Annotated in this window: 15 protein-coding genes, 1 tRNA gene and 2 CRISPR repeat arrays (1 of these 18 cut by a window edge); of the genes, 10 read left to right on the top strand and 6 right to left on the bottom strand. The window is 64.4% G+C overall.

From position 1 onward, the window contains the following. Positions 1-899: a CRISPR direct-repeat array (repeat unit 29 nt; unit sequence GTGTTCCCCGCGCTCGCGGGGATGATCCG); it reaches 1,509 nt to the left of the window's first position. Between the two features lie 474 nt (positions 900-1,373). Continuing rightward, a CRISPR array of direct repeats spans positions 1,374-1,647; the repeat unit is 29 nt; unit sequence GTGTTCCCCGCGCTCGCGGGGATGATCCG. A 56-nt stretch (positions 1,648-1,703) separates the two neighbouring features. Further along, on the bottom strand, positions 1,704-1,874 hold the full coding sequence (locus tag V3572_RS17150; RefSeq protein WP_332112247.1) for a hypothetical protein: 171 nt from the start codon (positions 1,872-1,874) through the stop codon (positions 1,704-1,706). Between the two features lie 352 nt (positions 1,875-2,226). Then, positions 2,227-2,302, bottom strand: a tRNA-Lys gene (locus V3572_RS17145). Positions 2,303-2,556: 254 nt separating this feature from the next. Here V3572_RS17145 and ricT point away from each other — a divergent pair. From ricT to V3572_RS17130, 3 genes are all read left to right on the top strand, one after another. Then, positions 2,557-3,657, top strand: a complete 1,101-nt coding sequence (gene ricT / locus V3572_RS17140) for a PSP1 domain-containing protein (protein ID WP_332112246.1) — start codon at positions 2,557-2,559, stop codon at positions 3,655-3,657. Then, positions 3,654-5,642 (top strand): methionine--tRNA ligase, encoded by a 1,989-nt coding sequence (metG, locus tag V3572_RS17135; protein WP_332112245.1) that lies wholly within the window; start codon positions 3,654-3,656, stop codon positions 5,640-5,642. The genes ricT and metG overlap by 4 nt, the downstream gene beginning before the upstream one ends. Before the next feature lie 217 nt (positions 5,643-5,859). Beyond that, a complete protein-coding gene (locus tag V3572_RS17130; protein ID WP_332112244.1) occupies positions 5,860-7,734 on the top strand; it encodes a methyl-accepting chemotaxis protein in 1,875 nt (624 codons plus the stop codon). Here the strand turns inward: V3572_RS17130 and V3572_RS17125 are convergent. Continuing rightward, positions 7,698-7,862, bottom strand: a complete 165-nt coding sequence (locus V3572_RS17125) for a nucleoside transporter (RefSeq protein ID WP_332112243.1) — start codon at positions 7,860-7,862, stop codon at positions 7,698-7,700. The genes V3572_RS17130 and V3572_RS17125 overlap by 37 nt on opposite strands. 424 nt (positions 7,863-8,286) lie before the next feature. Here V3572_RS17125 and V3572_RS17120 point away from each other — a divergent pair, with 424 nt between their 5' ends. The 3 genes from V3572_RS17120 (at position 8,287) to purE (ending at position 12,708) form a co-directional block, all read left to right on the top strand. Then, positions 8,287-10,647, top strand: a complete 2,361-nt coding sequence (locus tag V3572_RS17120) for a methyl-accepting chemotaxis protein (RefSeq protein WP_332112242.1) — start codon at positions 8,287-8,289, stop codon at positions 10,645-10,647. 274 nt (positions 10,648-10,921) lie between these two features. Then, a complete protein-coding gene (gene purD / locus V3572_RS17115) occupies positions 10,922-12,205 on the top strand; it encodes a phosphoribosylamine--glycine ligase (protein ID WP_332112241.1) in 1,284 nt (427 codons plus the stop codon). After that, complete coding sequence (purE, locus tag V3572_RS17110; RefSeq protein WP_332112240.1) at positions 12,202-12,708, top strand: 5-(carboxyamino)imidazole ribonucleotide mutase; 507 nt, start codon at positions 12,202-12,204, stop codon at positions 12,706-12,708. The genes purD and purE overlap by 4 nt, the downstream gene beginning before the upstream one ends. A gap of 85 nt (positions 12,709-12,793) precedes the next feature. On the opposite strand, the gene V3572_RS17105 is transcribed toward purE, so the two are convergent. From V3572_RS17105 to V3572_RS17095, 3 genes are all read right to left on the bottom strand, one after another. Next, a complete protein-coding gene (locus tag V3572_RS17105) occupies positions 12,794-13,195 on the bottom strand; it encodes a MucR family transcriptional regulator (RefSeq protein ID WP_332112239.1) in 402 nt (133 codons plus the stop codon). 785 nt (positions 13,196-13,980) lie between these two features. Continuing rightward, positions 13,981-14,751 carry an EAL domain-containing protein gene (locus V3572_RS17100; RefSeq protein WP_332112267.1) on the bottom strand — a complete coding sequence of 257 codons (771 nt, stop codon included), beginning with the start codon at positions 14,749-14,751 and terminating at the stop codon, positions 13,981-13,983. A gap of 292 nt (positions 14,752-15,043) precedes the next feature. Next, complete coding sequence (locus tag V3572_RS17095) at positions 15,044-15,196, bottom strand: hypothetical protein (RefSeq protein ID WP_332112238.1); 153 nt, start codon at positions 15,194-15,196, stop codon at positions 15,044-15,046. 38 nt (positions 15,197-15,234) lie between these two features. Here V3572_RS17095 and V3572_RS17090 point away from each other — a divergent pair, with 38 nt between their 5' ends. From V3572_RS17090 to V3572_RS17075, 4 genes are read left to right on the top strand one after another with little or no spacing between them, the layout of a single operon-like run. Next, the gene (locus V3572_RS17090; protein WP_332112237.1) at positions 15,235-16,650 is read left to right on the top strand and encodes a MiaB/RimO family radical SAM methylthiotransferase; all 1,416 of its coding nucleotides are present in this window, start codon (positions 15,235-15,237) and stop codon (positions 16,648-16,650) included. Beyond that, positions 16,647-17,207: a DUF4416 family protein gene (locus V3572_RS17085; RefSeq protein ID WP_332112236.1), complete on the top strand. Its 561-nt coding sequence runs from the start codon at positions 16,647-16,649 to the stop codon at positions 17,205-17,207. The genes V3572_RS17090 and V3572_RS17085 overlap by 4 nt, the downstream gene beginning before the upstream one ends. A 13-nt stretch (positions 17,208-17,220) precedes the next feature. Next, positions 17,221-18,102: a YicC/YloC family endoribonuclease gene (locus V3572_RS17080; RefSeq protein ID WP_332112235.1), complete on the top strand. Its 882-nt coding sequence runs from the start codon at positions 17,221-17,223 to the stop codon at positions 18,100-18,102. 31 nt (positions 18,103-18,133) lie between these two features. Beyond that, positions 18,134-18,397, top strand: coding sequence for a DUF370 domain-containing protein (locus V3572_RS17075; protein WP_332112234.1), 264 nt, complete (start codon positions 18,134-18,136; stop codon positions 18,395-18,397). The last annotated feature ends 126 nt before the right edge of the window (positions 18,398-18,523 follow it).

Here is an 18,523-nt window from a genome sequence, read left to right as displayed (position 1 = left end):
GACGGGGTGATGACCGGTGTTCCCCGCGCTCGCGGGGATGATCCGGAACGCAAGATCTGGCTGCCCGAGGGGCTGGTGTGTTCCCCGCGCTCGCGGGGATGATCCGAGCGAGGAATGGAGACATATCCCGGGTTTTCCGTGTTCCCCGCGCTCGCGGGGATGATCCGGAGGCGGCCCGGGATGTGGAACCCAGGCTATGGTGTTCCCCGCGCTCGCGGGGATGATCCGTACTGGGCCAGGGCCGGATCGCGGTCGGCGATGTGTTCCCCGCGCTCGCGGGGATGATCCGGCAGGATCGCCAGTTTGCCGGACAACCGGTTCGTGTTCCCCGCGCTCGCGGGGATGATCCGCGGTCCTGGCCGCGTATATTCGTCATCGGTTAGTGTTCCCCGCGCTCGCGGGGATGATCCGATAGTATGATATCACGCATATATATTGCAATCGTGTTCCCCGCGCTCGCGGGGATGATCCGGCGAGGGCAGTTTCCCGGGGGTACAGCTACGGGTGTTCCCCGCGCTCGCGGGGATGATCCGTTTCAGGCGGCCTCGTCCGGATGGATTTCCCGGTGTTCCCCGCGCTCGCGGGGATGATCCGATTTACACGTCGTTACCGTGGGGCGGCGGCTAGTGTTCCCCGCGCTCGCGGGGATGATCCGTCCGTCCTGTCCGTGCGCCGCATCGTGCTGACGTGTTCCCCGCGCTCGCGGGGATGATCCGAACGGACGGGCCTGGGAGGATCGGCGGTTCCAGTGTTCCCCGCGCTCGCGGGGATGATCCGTCAAAAGCGACGAAGGCACTGCTCCGGATGTAGTGTTCCCCGCGCTCGCGGGGATGATCCGTCACCTGCCCGGGGTAATCCACCCGCTCGCCCGTGTTCCCCGCGCTCGCGGGGATGACTCATTCTCCTCACGGTGTCGGCCATGATGCCCGCCGTCATGCGCATGGGCGAGGTCGTGTTGCGGCCAGCGGCCGCCGGATGATTAAGGGCGGCGGTCATTCGTGCGGCATGGGTGGTTATATTGATCATATCGGAGATGACGCTTGCCTCAGAGGGCAGGGATCATTTAGGTGACGCAAGAAGATCGGCGGGGTCGAGATTCCCCGAGTGTTCGGGCGCTAGGAAGGGATGAAGGACCGTCGTGGAACCCGTGACTCCACGGGGGTGGGACGCTCCGCCGGTTTTTCATTTCTGCGGGTAATGAAATTCCCTCACCCGTTGTTTGTTCATGCGCCGGTCATCGGCATGCATAATATAACAAAGCACGCTACCGACCTTGTTGATCCGGGTCACGGTCAACAGGTCGTTTTTCCCCGAAAAAAATATACTGTAGCGGTCCCGGAAGCCGTCCTCGTATTCGGTTCGATTTATCTCGAAGTGTTCCCCGCGCTCGCGGGGATGATCCGCTGGCCATCGACGACTACAAGGGGTCTGCGGTGTGTTCCCCGCGCTCGCGGGGATGATCCGATCCTGCGCATCATCGCCAAGAAGCCCGGTTTGTGTTCCCCGCACTCGCGGGGATGATCCGCCCATGGCCCGCCACATGCGCTGCCGTCCAAAGTGTTCCCCGCGCTCGCGGGGATGATCCGTGGATTGCGACACGACGCCGGACGTTCCGCCAGTGTTCCCCGCGCTTGCGGGGATGATCCGAGAAACTGGCGAAACCGGTCGCCGGGGTGAAGGTTGCCCGGAATGTAAAACCGAAACTACGAGCGAGGGAAAAAAGAACGAATGAAATCCAAGATGACATCGATGCCGATGACGATGAGTCCGGCCAGGACGCCATGTCCGAAGGCGGACACAAAGTCCGGAATCCCGAGCAGAGCCCGGATGGCGTACTCTCCGAGGAACACCAGCATGGCCACAATGTAGATCATGAGCAAGGCCGTCACGTTGGAGTTGATATCGGGCGCGGCCCTCGCGCACGGCTTCACTGCCGTATTTATGACAGCTTGCGGACAGGTGCAAGGACGTGTTCCCCGCGCTCGCGGGGATGATCCGAAACTGCGAGCCTAATAGCTGTCGCTACGGCCGTGTTCCCCGCGCTCGCGGGGATGATCCGGCGTTGAGCCGTTAGGAGATGTCAGGCGGTCAGTGTTCCCCGCGCTCGCAGGGATGATCCGACACGCAGGCATGCCCCGCAGCCTGAAAAGTGGGGCCAGAGTGGGGCCAAAAGCCTACAAACAACAAAAAGGAGCTACGGCTTTCACCGTAACCCCTTGAAATTTTTGGTGGGCCATCAAGGACTCGAACCTTGAACCAACGGATTAAGAGTCCGCTGCTCTACCAATTGAGCTAATGGCCCCCGCGTAAGCGCGAGAGGGCGATTTACCTCCACGGCACATGGTTGTCAAGAATCTCCCATGATTTTTTTGCAATCCGCCCGCTCGCCGGAGTATGTCCGACGCCTCATAAACCATGCCCTCCCCGCTGAAATCGCCAATTTCCCGGGATAGGCCGGATTGCCCGTTTGCTTCACGGCGCGATCTGGTCTATTTTCACTTTTTTATGCGCATAACGTCGCCAATCCCCGCCGACGCGGGACCAATGGATACTCCCATGAGCCAGATTTTGGGCCTGAAATTCCGTGATTACGGACAGATATACTATTTTTCCTCCGGACCCTACGTGGTCAAGCCGGGCGATCATGTCCTGGTCAAAACCGACCAGGGACTGGGCATGGCCCAGGTGGCGGACATCCCCGGGGCCCCCCCGGAGGAGCTTCCCCCCGAGGACATCAAACCCATTTACCGGCTGGCCAACGAGGAAGACCTGGAGGCCGCCCGGGAAAATGAGGCCCTGGGCCGCGAGGCCCATCGCTATTGCCGGGAATGCATCCGACATCGCGAACTGGACATGAAGCTTGTGGATGTCGAGGTCTTCCACGACCGGGGCAAGATCGTTTTCTATTTCACCGCGCCGGGCCGCATCGACTTCCGTGAACTGGTCAAGGATCTGGTCAAAAACTACCACACGCGGATCGAACTGCGCCAGATCGGCGTGCGCCACGAGACCCAGATGCTCGGGGCCATCGGCAACTGCGGCCAGATCTGCTGCTGCCGCCGCTTCATGCGCAAATTCGCCCCCGTGACCATCAAGATGGCCAAGGAACAAAACCTGTTTCTAAACCCCACCAAGATCTCCGGCATGTGCGGACGGCTTCTGTGCTGCCTCAATTTCGAACAGGGAAACTACGACGCCTTCCAGCGTAAATGTCCCAAAATCGGCAAACGCCTGGACACCAGCATAGGCGCGGTCAAAATCCTGCGCACCAATCTGTTCCGGGAAACCGTGTCCCTTTTGACCGAAAACGGCGAGGAAAAGGAACTGACCCTGGCCGAATGGCAGGAGATCTCCACCGGCGCCCCAGCCGCATCGCCGACCGACGCCGGTTCGGGACAGCGGGCCATGGCCGAGGACTATCTGGCCTTCCCCGCCACCGGGGACATGTCGCCGCCGACTCCCGATCAGGCGGCCAAAAACGGCCCGCCACGTCCAAAAAACGGCCCCTCACGCCAGGACCGGCCCGATCCGCGCGGCAAACGGCCGCCCAAAAAGCGCTTCCCCCCCCGCAAGGACGACGCCGCATCCGCCAACCGCCCGGCCCAGGAGCATCGCCAGGGTCCGCGCAAACCCAAATCCCGGGAGGGTTCCGAGTGAACCGCTTTTTCATCTCCACCCCCATATATTACGTCAACGCCAAACCGCATCTCGGCCATGCCTACACCACCATCGTGGCCGACTGCGCCGCCAGGTTCCATCGACTGCTTGGCGAGGAGGTCTATTTCCTCACCGGCACCGACGAACACGGCGACAAGATCGCCGAGGCGGCCAAGGCCGCCGGACAGACCCCGGCCCAGTACGCCGACGCCATAAGCGGCCTGTTCAAAAACCTGTGGCCCGAGCTTGGCGTCGAATACACGCGTTTTATCCGCACCACGGAAAAAGAGCACATCGCCGTGGTCCAGGCCGCCCTGCAAAAGGTCTTCGACCAGGGCGACATCTATTTCGGCGACTACGGCGGCCACTACTGCTTCGGCTGCGAACGCTTCCTCACGGAAAAGGAGCTGGTGGACGGCCTGTGCCCGGACCATAAGACCAAGCCCGAATACGTCGCCGAGAAGAACTACTTCTTCCGCATGGCCAAATACCAGGACCGGCTGCTTGCGCACATCCGGGAGAATCCGGACTTCATCCGCCCCAGCCAGTACAAAAACGAGGTGGTGAGCCTGCTGGAAAGCGGGGCCCTGGAAGACCTGTGCATCTCCCGGCCCACCTCCCGGCTGACCTGGGGCGTTCCCCTGCCCTTTGACGAAAACTACGTGACCTACGTCTGGTTCGACGCGCTCATCAACTACATCACCGCCCTGGGCTGGCCGGACGGCGGCGACTTCGCCGCCTTCTGGCCCGCCGCCCAACACTTGGTGGCCAAGGACATCTTAAAGCCCCACGCCATCTTCTGGCCCACCATGCTCATGGCCCTTGGCATTACGCCCTACCGACACTTAAACGTCCACGGCTATTGGCTGGTGCGCGACACCAAGATGTCCAAGTCCCTGGGCAACGTGGTGGAGCCCCGGGCCATGGCCGAGGCCTTCGGGGTCTCGGGCATGCGCTATTTCCTTTTGCGGGAGATGACCTTCGGCCACGACGCCAGTTTTTCCGAGGAGTCCATGGTGGGCCGGTTCAACGCCGACCTGGCCAACGACCTGGGCAACCTCTTCAACCGGGTTCTGGCCATGGCCCACAAGTATTTCGACGGCGTCCTGCCCGATCCGGAACACGCGGAATTTTCCGATCTGGACCGGGAACTGGCCGCCCTGGCCGTGACCGCCGCGAACAACTGGCGGGACATGTTCGCCTCCATGCGCTTCTCCAAGGGCCTGGAGGCCCTGTGGGAACTTGTGCGGGCCTTAAACAAGCATGTGGACGCCTCGGCCCCCTGGACGCTTTTCAAGGAGGGCCGCACGGCCCGGCTGGCGGCGGTCTTGCACTCCACCCTGGCGGGCATGCGCAAGACGGCGCTGCTTTTGTGGCCGGTGATGCCCGAGGCCTCGGAAAAGATGCTCGCCCTGCTGGCCCAGCCCTTTGTCCCGGCCGAGGTGGACATGCAGCGCGAATGCCGGGAACTGGCCATGCTCCCGGCGGGCGCCCGGGTGGAGACCGGAACGCCCCTTTTCCCGCGCAAGGAGACCCCGGCCCCCATGGAGCCCGCGGCCCCGGCCGCAGCGGCCAAGCCGGGAAAGCCCTCGAAAAACAAGGACGCGGCCGCCCCCAAGGCCGCCGCCAAAGCCGACCCAGTGGAGGCCCCCGCCCTGGCCGATGTGGAATTCGCCGACTTCCAGAGGCTCGATCTGCGCCTGGGCGCGGTGGTGTCGGTTTCGCCCGTTCCCGACGCCGACCGGCTGTTTTTGGTGGCCGTGGACCTGGGGGAGATGACCCCGCGCCAAGTGGTGGCGGGACTGGCGGAATATTTCCAGCCCGCCGACCTCATGGGCCGCCAGGTGGTCGTTGTGGCCAACCTCAAACCCCGCAAACTGCGCGGCTACGTCTCCCACGGCATGATCCTGGCCGTGCGCACGGACGGCGGCATGCAGCTTTTGACCGCCTCCGGGCCGGTCCCGCCCGGGGCCAAGGTCTCCTGACCCCTTCCCGACCCCAAAGATGACGGGCAGTCACGCACCTTTTTCGGCGCGGGCTGCCCTTGACGTTTTTGTCGATTTAAGGTGATCTGCACAACGCTTACACACCCCAGCGCGACTCGGGGACGCATTTTGCTATGGTCAAACAGGAACCCCGCGACGGCCCGCCCCTCCCTCACCCTCCTGACGGCGGCCGGACTCCAGACAAAGGACTCGCCCCATGAACTCGCTTTTTGTGCGGATCGTCGCCACCACGGTGGCTGGCCTGCTTCTGGTGACCATCCTCGGCGCTGCCGTGTGCTCCTGGCGTCTGGACGGATTGGCTGATGACGCCGGGCGCGGCCTGGAATCCGCCCTGTCCCAGAGCCAGGCGGGCGCCGAGGCGACCTGGGCGGTGGGTGAGGCCAAGGCCATCCTAAACGACCGTCTGGGCGGCCTGCCGCTTATGCTCTTCGCCGTGGGCCTTGGCGCGACGGTCCTCGTGGCGGGAATCCTGGCCCTGGTCGTACGCGCAAACCTGCTCGCCCCCCTGAAGGCCCTGGCCGAATTCGCCGCCAGGGTGGCGGTGGGGGATCTGTCGGCCAGCCTCTCGGGTCGCTTTGCAGGCGGCATGGAGACGCTCGCAGGGGCCATGACGGGGATGGTGGAAAAACTCAAGGACGAAACCCGGACAGCGGCCGCCCGGGCCGATGAGGCCCACCGCCTAGCCGATCAGGCCAAAGAGGCCATGTCCCTGGCCGAACGGGCGCATAAAAAGGACGAGGCCCGCCGCCTGGGCATGCTCGGGGCCGGGGAGACCCTGGAAAACGTGGCGGGGGCCATCAAGCAGGCCACCGCCGACCTGGGCCGGGAGGCGCAGGAGGTCGGCCAGGGGGCCGAGGGACAAAAGCATCTCGTGGACGAGACCGCCGCAGCCATGGACGGCATGCTTGCGACCATCCAGGGAGTGGCCCGGGGCGCCGAGGAAGCCGCCCACGCCGCGGCCGAGGCCCGGGGCATGGCCCAAAACGGGGCCGAGGTGGTGGGCCGTTCGGTGGCCGCCATCGGCGACGTCAGCCGCCTGGCCGCCTCCCTGTCCACGGGCATGGCCGAACTGGGGCGACAGGCCGAATCCATCGGCCAGGTCATGACTGTGATTTCGGACATCGCCGACCAGACCAACCTGTTGGCCCTAAACGCCGCCATCGAGGCCGCCCGGGCCGGAGAGGCCGGGAGGGGGTTTGCTGTGGTGGCCGACGAGGTGCGCAAGCTGGCCGAGAAAACCATGCTGGCCACCCGCGAGGTGGGCGAGGTGATCTCCTCCATCCAGACCGGGGCCCGGGACAACGTCAAAAGCGTGGAGGAAGCGGCCAAGGCCGTGGACACGGCCACGGGACTGGCCGGGGAGTCGCGCGAGGCCCTGGGCCAGATCGTGAGCCTGTCCGATGCGGCCTCGGGCCGGGTTCGGGACATCTCCCGGGCCGCCGAGGACGAGGTGACGGCCGGAGAGGGCATCAAATCCGCCATCGACAGCATCCGCGACGTTTCGGCCAAAACCACCGAGGGCATGCTGCGGTCTTCGGCGACCATAGAAAAGCTCGGCGGGGAGATCGAGGAGTTGCTCAAGCTCAACGGGGTCTTCAAGCTCATCGGCCAGGGCACGGCCCAGGACGCCGTGGAGGAGGCCGCCGGGCATCCGGACATGACGGGCCTGCAGGCGCAGGCCATGGAACGGCTCATGCGCGAGATGATCTCCCGCTTCGACTTTTTCGAACTGCTCTACGCCACGGACGCCGCAGGCGTGCAGGTGACGGAAAACATCGCCCCGCCGCACTTCCGGTCAACGGATACAGGCTCGGTCAAAGGCAAAAACTGGTCCAAACGGCCGTGGTTCACCGGCGCCATGCGAAACGGCGACACCTCCATCTCACCCATCTATCTTTCCGAGGCCTCGGGGGAATACTGCCTGACCATCTCCACGCCGATGGTGCGCGAGGAACGCATCGTGGGGGTTCTGGCGGCGGACATCAAGGTCTTCGGCGGCGACGCGGCCGGGAAATCCCGACCGGGCTGCGGCCGTCAGCTCTCGTCGTCGTCCTTGCGGTCCTTGCCATAGAGCCAGAAATCGATGGGGTTTTTTTCACCCGGATGGCGCTTGGCGAAGTTCTTGGAGCGTCGGCTGAAATAGGCCAGGACGACGAATCCCAGGACGATGAAGATGATCAGGAAGACCGTGGCGCTCATGGGTTTTCCTCCCCGTCGGGCGGGCTGGCGCGTTTGCGGGCCGACCGGACGGCGGCCCGAGACGGCGCCTTTCGCCCCCATTCCCCTCTTCCCGCACATCCCCTCCGGCGTCAAGGATCTTTCCAATATTTTTCCGACGCATACTGCGGCATGACGCCGAGTCCTGTTGTCCCTTCTCTTTTTTCCGCGAAAAACATATTGAAAGCTCCTGGAATTCGTGGCATAGGCGGTACGCCTTGGCGACAGGAATGTGAAACTCTTTTGCACTTCGTGTTTTTGCAGTGAGATGGCCCGTTCCGGTGGATGTTCTTTTCGCCCTCACGGATGCTTCGATCCCTTGCCGCCGATTTTCATTACCACCCTGCGCTTTTCCTACGCGGGACACCTGCTTTTCGCTGTGAATTGTCTTCCCGAGAGGTCATCCATGTTCAAAAAAAGCATCAGTTCGGTTCTCATCCTGACCGTGTCCGCCTCCGTGCTGGCGGGCATCCTGGCCCTGGTGGTCTACGTCTCCTCGTCGTCCCACGACATGGCCTTGGAGATGGAGAAACAGGCCATCAGCCAATCTGCGGACATGATCAAGCGTTCCCTGGAATCCTACCTTGGCGAAGTGACGGCCATGACGCGCGCCCTGGCCATGCAGCAGGCCATCCTGGAGGCCTTCTCGGGTTCCCCCGACAGGGCCAAGGAACGTCTGAAAAACTACATGGACGGCTACAAGGACAACTTCCAGGCCATTCTCGTCTTTGACGATTCGGGCAAGATCCTGGCCGGATACAATGCCGCCATGGAGGATCTGGCCGGGCAAAGCCGAAGCGACAAGCCGTACGTGAAGGCCATTGCGGCGGGAGAGCAGCTCATCATCACCAAGAAGGTGTTCCCCGCCTCGAGGGATTCGGCCAAGCTGGTCTTTGCCGTGGCCGTGGCGATCAATGGTCCCGGCGGAAAACGGCTGGGCGGTCTGGCGGTGATTCCCCAGTGGTCCTCGGTCACGGAAAAATACCTGGACAACCTGCGCTTCGGAGAGCGCGGCTATGGATTCATCATCGACGACACGGGCGCGATCATCGCCCATGCCGTGGACAAGACGCTGCTGCTCAAGGACATGGGCGACGTGGGCTTCGTTAACGAGGCCCTGCGCATCAAAAACGGCGTAGTGGAATACGACTGGAAGGGTGAGGACAAATTCATGGCCGTGACCACCCTGGCCGAAACCGGGTGGACCATCTGTATGAGCGCCTACGCCTCTGAGATGACCGAGACCGCCACCACCCAGCGCAACGTGCTGCTCATCGTGGGCGGGTTGATCATCGTGGCCGTGGTCCTGATCATCGCCCTTTCCCTGCGCATACTGGTGACCAGGCCGCTTTCGGCCATCGAGGTCTTCACCAAGCGCATCGCGGCCCAGGACTACAAGGCCGAACTTTCCGGGAACTTCCGTCTGGAGATGGCCGACCTGGCCGCCAACATCCGGGGCATGGTGGCCGAGATCAAAAACAAGCTGGGGTTCTCCCAAGGCATGCTCGACGCCATGACCATCTCCTGCATCGTGTCCGATCCCCAGGGAAAGATCGTCTTCGTCAACCAGCCGGTCATCGATTTTCTGGAACATGTCGGCAAGCCCGCCGACTACCTGGGCATGACCGTGAGCCGGTTTTTCTACGGCGAGGAAGGCCACACCACCATCACCGAAAAGGCCGTCTCCGAGCGCAGGCCCATCCGCAACGTCCAGGTGGAGGTGCCCACCCGCAAGGGCAACGCCGTCTTCACCCAGGTCGACGCAGCGCCCCTCTACGACCTGGACGGCCAGCTCATCGCCGGGTTCGCCCTGTTCATGGACCTGACCGAAATCCGCAAGCAGCAGGAACTCATCGCCGCCCAAAACGAGATGATCGCCGACGCCGCCCACAAGGCCCGGGACGTTTCGGACCTCATGGCCTCGGCGGCGGCCCAGCTCTCGGCCCAGATCGAACAGTCGAGCAAGGGGTCCGAGGTGCAGCGCCAGCGGGTCCAGGAGACGGCCACGGCCGTGGAGGAGATGAACGCCACGGTGCTCGAGGTGGCCAAAAACGCCTCCATGGCGGCCGAACGTTCGGACGCGGCCAGCCGCAAGGCCAAGGACGGCGCGGACATCGTCACCCAGGTGGTGGCGGCCATCGACTCGGTGCAGCGCGAGGCCGTGGGACTGAAAGAAAACATGGGCGCCTTGGGCCGCCAGGCCGAGGACATCGGCAAGATCATGGGGGTCATCTCGGACATCGCCGACCAGACCAACCTTTTGGCCTTAAACGCCGCCATCGAGGCCGCCCGGGCCGGAGAGGCCGGTCGCGGGTTCGCGGTGGTGGCCGACGAGGTCCGCAAGCTGGCCGAAAAGACCATGACCGCCACCAAGGAAGTGGGCGAGGCCATCGGCGGCATCCAAAAAGGGGCCCGGGAGACGGTGGTGCGCGTGGAGGCGGCGGTTTCCGCCGTGGCCCAGGCCACGTCCCTTTCGGAAAAATCCGGCTCGGCCCTGCACGAGATCGTGGATCTGGTGGACAACGCCGGGGATCAGGTGCGCTCCATCGCCACGGCCTCGGAACAGCAGTCCGCCGCCAGCGAGGAGATCAACCGCTCGGTGGACGAAATCAATTCCATCGCTGCGGAGATGGCCGAGGGCATGGAGCAGTCGGCCCGGGCCGTGAGCGATCTGGCCGTCCAGGCCCAGACTCTAAACGACCTCATCGCCACCCTGCAAAACGGCGATGCCGCCCTGCCCGGCGCGTCTCCCAAGGCCCTGGCCTAGGGCCAAACGCCGCCGCAACACGACCTGAGCGAACGGGGACCGCGATGGACGCGGTCCCCGTTTTTCGTCGCCGCCCTCCTTCCCGGCCGTCCCAGGCCAGGCCGCCTGCAACCTTGCCGCCTGGAGCTTTTGCGGCTATTGCACGAAGCGCGGACACTGCGGCGCGAGGCGGACCACCCGGCGGCTGACGCCGCAGGAAAACGACGTGGGCCTGGGGAAATCACCGCCGCTGGCCGCGACAGGTCCGCATACCCCTTATCGTCAAGGAGGCCCCATGCGGGTGCTTTTGGTCGGATCCGGAGGCCGGGAACACGCCCTGGCCGTCAAACTCAGGCAAAGCCCCGGCGTGACCGAGCTTTTCATCGCCCCGGGCAACGGCGGCACGGCGGCGCTTGGGCAAAACGTGCCCCTCGCCGATTCCGATGTGGCAGGGCTTACAGCCTTCGCCCGGGAAACCGGGGTGGAGCTGGTGGTGGCCGGGCCGGAACTGCCCCTGACCCTTGGGCTGACCGACGCCATGGCCGAAGTCGGTATTCCCTGCTTCGGGCCGGATCGCTTCGCGGCCGGACTCGAAGGCAGCAAGGCCTTCGCCAAGGAGATCATGCGCGAGGCAGGCGTGCCCACGGCGGATTTCCAGGCCTTCACCGACCCGGCGGAGGCCTCCGCCTACATTGAGGCCAAAGGCGCGCCGTTGGTGGTCAAGGCCGACGGGCTGGCCGCAGGCAAGGGCGTGGTGGTGGCCGGAACGGTCGAAGAGGCCAAGGCCGCCGTGACCGACATGATGGTGAAAAAGATCTTCGGCCCGGCCGGAGAGACGGTGATCGTGGAAGAGGCGCTTTCCGGCGAGGAGGCCTCGTTTCTGGCCTTTTGCGACGGGGAGCGGTGCGTGCCCCTTACCGCCTGCCAGGATCACAAGGCCGCCTTCGACGGCGACACAGGCCCCAACACCGGCGGCATGGGGGCCTATTGCCCGGCCCCGATTCTGCCCGAATCCGAATACGGCCGCATGGCCGACCGGGTCATCGTCCCCATCATGCGCACCCTGGCCGCCAAAGGACATCCCTTTCGCGGCGTGCTCTACGCCGGGCTGATGATGACCGAAAAAGGCCCCATGGTCCTAGAATACAACGTGCGCTTCGGTGATCCCGAATGCCAGCCCCTGCTCATGCGCCTGCGCGGCGATTTGGCCGAGATCCTTCTGGCCTGCGCCACGGGAAGCCTCAACGAGGCCATGGTGGGCTGGTCGCGGCAAAGCGCGGTCTGCGTGGTCATGGCCGCCTCGGGCTATCCGGGAAGCTACCCCAAGGGCATGGAGATCACCGGCATCGAGGCGGCCCAGGCCGACCCGGAGGTGACCGTGTTCCAGGCCGGGACGCGCCGTGACGGCGAGCGGCTGGTGACCTCGGGGGGGCGGGTTCTGGGGGTCACGGCCCTTGGGGCGGACCTGGCCGGGGCCAAGCAGCGGGCCTATGCCGCCGTGGCCAAGATCCATTTCGACAACGCCTTTTGCCGCTCGGACATCGGCGACAAGGGGTTGCGCCGGGAGGCGAAAACATGAGCAAGGTGGCCATTTTCATGGGCAGCATCTCCGACGAGGACAAGATGCGCCCCTGCGCCGAGGTGCTGGCGGCGCACGGCGTGCCGTTCACCTTCACCGTGACCTCGGCCCACCGCACCCCGGAGCGCACCCGGCGGCTGGTGGCCGAGCTTGAGGCCGCCGGGTGCCAGGTGTTCATCTGCGCCGCCGGAATGGCCGCCCACCTGGCCGGGGCCGTGGCCGCCGCCACCATCCGTCCGGTGATCGGGGTGCCCATCACCGCCTCGGCCCTTGGCGGCATGGACGCCCTGTTGTCCACGGTGCAGATGCCGCCGGGATTTCCCGTGGCCACGGTGGCTCTGGATGCCGCCGGGGCGCGCAACGCGGCCTGGCTGGCGCTTTCGATCCTGGCCCTGTCCGATGCGGCCCTGGCCGACCGCCTCGTTGCGGCCCGGGAGGGTTTTGTCGCCTCGGTGGAAAAGGCCGCCGCCGATCTGGAGTCCCGAACGGGCGCACCGTCCTGATCCTCGACAAAACAAAAGCCCGGAATGATTCCGGGCTTTTTTTGGATCGAGAAGCACTCCCGTCGGCGACAGCGGGAAAACAGGGCTAGTCCTGTTTCTTGACCCGCTTTTCCCACAGCCGCATGTCTTTCATCTTCTTGCGGCGTTCGCGCTGCAACTCCTTGCACACCAGGGGCATGTTCTTGGGATACCCCCACTTGGCCCGATATTCATCCGGCGTCAGGCCGAATTTGGCCAAGTGTTTCTTGGTCAGGATCTTAAACGACTTTCCCGACTCCAGGCAGATGATGCTTTTTTCCCGCACAGCCTTTTTGGGATCGGCGGGAACGGCCGCACCAACCTCGGCCGCAGGCGTGACGCCCTCGGCGATGGCCCGGATGCTGTCCGCAAGGCGGCGGACCATGGAGGTGATCTCATCCTCGGTCATGTTCCGCACGCTGGCCTGGGCTCTCACGATTTCCAAAGCTTCCTTCAAGTAATCATCCATTGCCGTCTCCTCTCGTAAAAAAAGTCAAAAATCTCTTCTTCAACTCACGCGTAAAATCCATCTACTGCTTCTTGACCACTTTTTCAATATGCAATCGACAAAAAAACAGCGGTCTGAAAGTTGAATAAGAGACTTCAACACAGCTCCCCTGGGACTTTGTGAAATGTTGCTCTAGTATCTCCCCGCACCCGAAACTTTTCCGGACATTCCATTCCCGGCCTTGACCAGGCCCGGCAACAAACCGCAACGGCCTAAACCGGCGCTCCCGCCTCTACCGAACAGCATTGCCTGCACATCCAGCGCGGCAGGATCGCCCTGAAGCACGCGCCCCCGGAGACGCCCCTCCAGCCGGACAGAGAAATCCCACTGCACCGGGGCGGTGCGTTGAAGAGCACAACTTAGTCCGTCAAAGCGGCCTTTCCGCCGGGCGTCGCCACAGCGCTGTTTGCTACAGCCGAGGCCGACAGCCGCATCAGGGCCTTCACCCGCTCGCCCGGGTCTGGCCCAAAACATCCCGTCCAAAACATTCGGCCCATAACATCCGACGCAGACACCCTGGCCGCGGCGAAGGCGACGTCGGCCCCCTGTCTGCACGGACCATCCTTTGGGGACCGATTTCGCAATCCCAGCCGCCCGGAATCGGCGCAAAGCGCCTGGCAGGCCGCGCGCTTTGGGCAAAAAAAAGGAGACGGGGCGCGAGGGTAGCCCCGTCTCCAAGTACAGATGCGACGAACGTGGGAAAACCCGAGGGCATGGGATCTCCCCGCGTCCGGCGCGCCCCGTCGTTACAAACCGGGGGGAGGGCCGTTTGTGTCGAAAAGTCCGAGCGACTTTTCGGAGGGCGAAACGGCTGGGAAATACGCGCCCTGCCCGAACCGGCAGCGCAAGTCGGATAAAAGATCGTACTTCGAGGCGCTGTCCACTCCGGCCACGATGACGTCCATGAGCAGATTCTCGGCAAAGGCGCACACGTTTTTGAGCCTCTCCGCGAAACCGGGACCGGTAAACGCCGCCTGATGGGAAAGGCAATGGTCGGCCTCATGCCCCACCCGCAGATAATCGGCGGGCAGCATTTCCAGGAAACGATAGGGCAGATTTTCAATGTCGGAAAAATCGATCCCCAGTTTCAGGCCGTGGCGTTTCAGCTCCAAAAAGGCGTGCAGGGAGGCCAGGGGCTCCTCCTGAAGCTCCTCGCAGTCAAAAACCAACACCACCCGGGCGGGATCGAGGTCCAGGCCGGACACCACCTTGGCGGCCACGGCCGCTGCCCGGGCGACGTCCCGGCCGCCCCGGGGCGCGCCCACGGCGGCCACCAAAAGCCCGGGGGCGTCGCCGTGGCGGGACCACCGAGCATATTCCCGGCACACCGTTTCGATAACCGAAAGGGGAAGGCCTCTGCCGGGCAGATGCCCAACGGCGGTTGTATGGGCGCCTGCCGCAAGGCCGACAAAAGAATCCTGGGCGAGGCAGCGGTACGGGTGGGGATAGCGCACGGCCCCCGCGACCTCGAACCAGGCTGGCGCCGCGCTCACAGCGGCTATGCCGCCGGATTCCATGTCGACCACGGGACGGCACGAAACGGGAAAATCACGATACGGACCATGGGCCTCATCCCTGCTGCGGCCGCCAGGGGTCACGGGACAGGGACGGGAAAGGGACGATGCGGAAAGCGTGTCATGTAGGGGCATGCCCCTACATCTACAAAATCCGGGCCATAACGAAGAAATCTCTAACCATGATGAATAAAGATGCTTTTCAATTGCATCAGAATAGCGGGATGCGGGAAATCCCCCAAATGGAACTGGCCCGTCCTTTTTTCAGGACAAATTCCTCAAACCAAGACGGACATCACCAGCCACCCGAAATCCGCATGAGTTCCCAGGCCCTGGCCAGAAGCCGCATGCGCGCGTCGGTGGGAATGCTCAAGGCCATCATGGCCAAGAACACCGCAAACGACCCGAACACCACCACATCGAACATCGGGAGAATATACCTACGCATGGCCGCCTCCAGGGGAAGTTTTTTCCGTATGCCATGCCATGAGCAACAACCATTCCCGCCGCAGGCCCAAAGCCAGGGTACGGGCATGGACCTTCGCCGGGCTTGGTGGTAAGCGCCCCCAAACCATGGACGGCGAACGGACATTTCATTTCCGCACCCTGGGCTGCAAGGTCAACGCCTACGACGCCCAGGCCCTGCGCGAGGAGTTGCGCGCCCGGGGATATGTCGAGGCCGACTCCCCGGACGACGCCAGCCTTCTCGTGGTCAACACCTGCGCCGTGACCGCCCGGGCGGCGGCCGAATCGCGGCGTATCGCCGCCGCCCTGCGCCGCGACCACCCCCGGGCGGAAATCATTGCCGCCGGATGCGCCGTCCGCGCCGTGCCGGGTTTTCTCGACGGCCTGCCCGGCATCGCCGCCGTGCCGGTGATCGCCGAGGTGGCCGCGACCCTGCCCGTCCCTCCGGACGCCCCCCTGACACCGCAGACCGCAACCGGCGAGGGCGTCTCGGATTTTCCCCGGGCCCGGGCGGTCATCAAGGTCCAGGACGGCTGCTCCCACGGCTGCGCCTATTGCATCGTCCCCCGGGCCCGGGGGGCGTCGCGCTCCCGGCCCGTGGACCAGGTGTCGGCCGAGGCCCTGCGCCTGGCCGCAGCCGGATTCCGGGAGATTGTCTTAAGCGGCATCAATCTTGGGCATTATGGACGCGACCTGCCCCAGACCCCCGACTTCTGGGATCTGTTGGCCGCCCTCGGGCGCGCCCTGGAATCGGCCCACCCCGGCCAGGTCCGCCTGCGCTTAAGCTCCCTGGACCCGGGCATGCTCACGCAAAAGGCCCTGGACGTCCTGTCCGATGCGCCGTCCGTATGCCCCCATCTGCATGTTTCCCTGCAAAGCGCCGCCCCGGAAGTCCTGGCCGCCATGCGCCGGGGCCACTACCGTCCCGAAGCCGTGGCGGATTTCGTGGCCAAGATGGGCCGGATCTGGCCGGTCATGGCCCTGGGGGCGGACATCCTGACCGGATTTCCCGGCGAATCGGACGCCGACTTCCGGACCACCTTGGATTTCTGCCGCGCCCTGCCCCTGACCTATGCCCATGTCTTTCCCTATTCCCGGCGTCCCGGCTCCCTGGCCGCGAGTTTTCCCGGCCAACTCCCCGCCGACGTAAAAAAGGAACGCGCCCGCATCCTGCGCGATCTGGCCCGGGACAAAAAAACCGCTTTCGCCCGCACCGTGGCCGCCCTTCCCCGGCTGGCCTTCGTGGCCGAACGGGTCGGGCCCGCCCGGGGGGTATGCGAATATTACCTGGAATGCCGCCTGGAAGGCCCCGGACAGGGCGGCATCCTGCCCAGGCGACTGGTCGCGGCCGTGCCGTTCGGGGTCGCAGGGGCAGACGCCACGGACATCCTGGTCCGCGCCGCATCCCCGACGCCTCCCCCGGGAGACGCGCCATGAGCATCCCCGGCCATCCCGGCCCGGCCATGGCCGTGCTCTCGGTCTTATGCGCCCGCATGGACGATCTGTGGCCCGTGCTGCTGCCCCGGATCACGGACCTTTTCGGTCCCCCCTGCCGCATATCCGCCGACTTGCCCTTTTCCTTCACCACGTATTATGATGCCGAGTTGGACACGCCCATCGTGCGCCGTCTGCTGGGATTTTCCCGGCTCGTGCCCCAAGAGGCCCTGGCGGACATAAAGCTTGCCACCAACGCCCTGGAAAACGCCATGGCCCGCGAGGACGGTCGTCGCACGGTCAACCTCGATCCGGGACTTCTGACCCAGGAGCGCCTGGTCCTGGCCACGGGCAAAAACTTCGGGCACCGCATCTATCTGCGCGACGGCATTTTCGCCGATCTGACCCTTGTCTTTCGCAAAGGCTCCTGGCACATCCTGCCCTGGACGTTTCCCGATTACCGCACCCCGGAACTCCAGGCCGAACTGACCGCGCTGCGGGGGATTTTCCGCCAATGTCCGGAAATCGCCAAGACCGCGCCCCAACCATCATCCGTATAAAGGACACGATCCCATGCCCAAAAGCATGACCGGCTTCGGCCGCAGCCGATTGGAAAACGACGCCTTCATCCAGACCTGGGAGGTCCGGGGCATTAACAGCCGCTTTCTCGATCTCAAATGGCGGTTGCCCCTTTTTCTGCGCTGCCGCGAGACCCAGCTCGAAAAGGTCGTTCGCGAGTACGCCACCCGGGGGCGCATCGAAATCCATCTGCATTTCCAGTCGCCGCGTCCCGAGATCCAACACATCTCCTTAAACCGCCCCGTAGCCCTGGCCATGTTCGACCAGCTGGCCGCCCTGGCGGCCGAGCGCGGCGCCTCGTTCTCCCCGGACGTCAATCGCCTGCTGTCCGTGTCCGCCCTGTGGCAGGAGGATCTGGACGAACCCGACCCCACCCTGGTGGCGGCCTTGTCGGAGGGCCTGCGGGCCGCCCTGGCGGACTTCTCCGAATCCCGGGCCAAGGAGGGGCAATGCCTGGCCAAGGACATCGTGGCCCGGCTTTGCAGCATGGACGCCTGGTGTGCGGACCTGGCCCGGCTGGCCCCCGGGGTGAAGCAGGAACGCACCGACGCCCTGTTGGCGCGCATCCGGGCGGCCATGGACAAGGCCGGGGCCGATGTTTCCGAGGACCGTCTGCTGCAGGAAACGGCCATCCTGGCCGACCGGCTGGACGTCTCCGAGGAACTGACCCGGCTGGCCGAACATCTCAAACGCCTGCGGCGGCTCCTGGCCGACGGCGGCGAGATGGGCAAGAAGCTCGATTTTCTCATCCAGGAGACCTTCCGGGAGATCAACACCTGCGGCAACAAGGCCCAGAGCATGGACATCAGCCGTCTCGTGGTGGACTTCAAGGCCGAACTCGAAAAATGCCGCGAACAGGCGCAAAATATCGAATGATCCGGCCCGTCGGCCGACACGGAGCGCGTCCATGGCGAAAAACGCCCTCTTGAACATCGGGTTCGGCAATTTCCTGGTGGCCTCGCGGGTGGTGGCCATCGTCAGTCCCGCATCCTCCCCCATGCGCCGCCTGCGCGAGGACGCCCGGGCGGACAACCGGCTGGTGGACGCCACCCAGGGCCGCAAAACCCGCTCCATCATCATCACCGATTCCAACCATGTGGTGCTCTCGGGCATTCAGGCCGAGACCATCGGCCAGCGTTTCATCCAGGAGGACGCATCCGATGACGACTAATCGACTGGGATTTTTGTTCGTGGTTTGCGCCCCCTCCGGCGCGGGCAAGTCCACCCTGCTTACGGCCCTGTGCCGGGAATTCCCGGAACTGACCTTCTCCGTGTCCGCCACCACCCGCCCGCCCAG

This window comes from Desulfolutivibrio sp., from assembly GCF_036584575.1.
GTDB lineage: Bacteria > Desulfobacterota > Desulfovibrionia > Desulfovibrionales > Desulfovibrionaceae > Desulfolutivibrio.
The sequence above is the reverse complement of the archived record's forward strand: the minus strand, read 5'-3'. Positions and strand labels throughout refer to the sequence as shown.

What these genes read in the sequence shown, in the direction of transcription:
- V3572_RS17085 (WP_332112236.1), top strand. Translation starts at nt 16,647, where the DNA reads ATGAGCATCCCCGGCCATCCCGGCCCGGCCATGGCCGTGCTCTCGGTC.
- ricT (WP_332112246.1), top strand. Translation starts at nt 2,557, where the DNA reads ATGAGCCAGATTTTGGGCCTGAAATTCCGTGATTACGGACAGATATAC.
- purE (WP_332112240.1), top strand. Translation starts at nt 12,202, where the DNA reads ATGAGCAAGGTGGCCATTTTCATGGGCAGCATCTCCGACGAGGACAAG.
- V3572_RS17095 (WP_332112238.1), bottom strand. Translation starts at nt 15,196, where the DNA reads ATGCGTAGGTATATTCTCCCGATGTTCGATGTGGTGGTGTTCGGGTCG.
- V3572_RS17125 (WP_332112243.1), bottom strand. Translation starts at nt 7,862, where the DNA reads ATGAGCGCCACGGTCTTCCTGATCATCTTCATCGTCCTGGGATTCGTC.
- purD (WP_332112241.1), top strand. Translation starts at nt 10,922, where the DNA reads ATGCGGGTGCTTTTGGTCGGATCCGGAGGCCGGGAACACGCCCTGGCC.
- V3572_RS17080 (WP_332112235.1), top strand. Translation starts at nt 17,221, where the DNA reads ATGCCCAAAAGCATGACCGGCTTCGGCCGCAGCCGATTGGAAAACGAC.
- V3572_RS17120 (WP_332112242.1), top strand. Translation starts at nt 8,287, where the DNA reads ATGTTCAAAAAAAGCATCAGTTCGGTTCTCATCCTGACCGTGTCCGCC.
- V3572_RS17150 (WP_332112247.1), bottom strand. Translation starts at nt 1,874, where the DNA reads ATGATCTACATTGTGGCCATGCTGGTGTTCCTCGGAGAGTACGCCATC.
- V3572_RS17105 (WP_332112239.1), bottom strand. Translation starts at nt 13,195, where the DNA reads ATGGATGATTACTTGAAGGAAGCTTTGGAAATCGTGAGAGCCCAGGCC.
- V3572_RS17130 (WP_332112244.1), top strand. Translation starts at nt 5,860, where the DNA reads ATGAACTCGCTTTTTGTGCGGATCGTCGCCACCACGGTGGCTGGCCTG.
- V3572_RS17100 (WP_332112267.1), bottom strand. Translation starts at nt 14,751, where the DNA reads ATGGAATCCGGCGGCATAGCCGCTGTGAGCGCGGCGCCAGCCTGGTTC.
- V3572_RS17090 (WP_332112237.1), top strand. Translation starts at nt 15,235, where the DNA reads ATGAGCAACAACCATTCCCGCCGCAGGCCCAAAGCCAGGGTACGGGCA.
- V3572_RS17075 (WP_332112234.1), top strand. Translation starts at nt 18,134, where the DNA reads ATGGCGAAAAACGCCCTCTTGAACATCGGGTTCGGCAATTTCCTGGTG.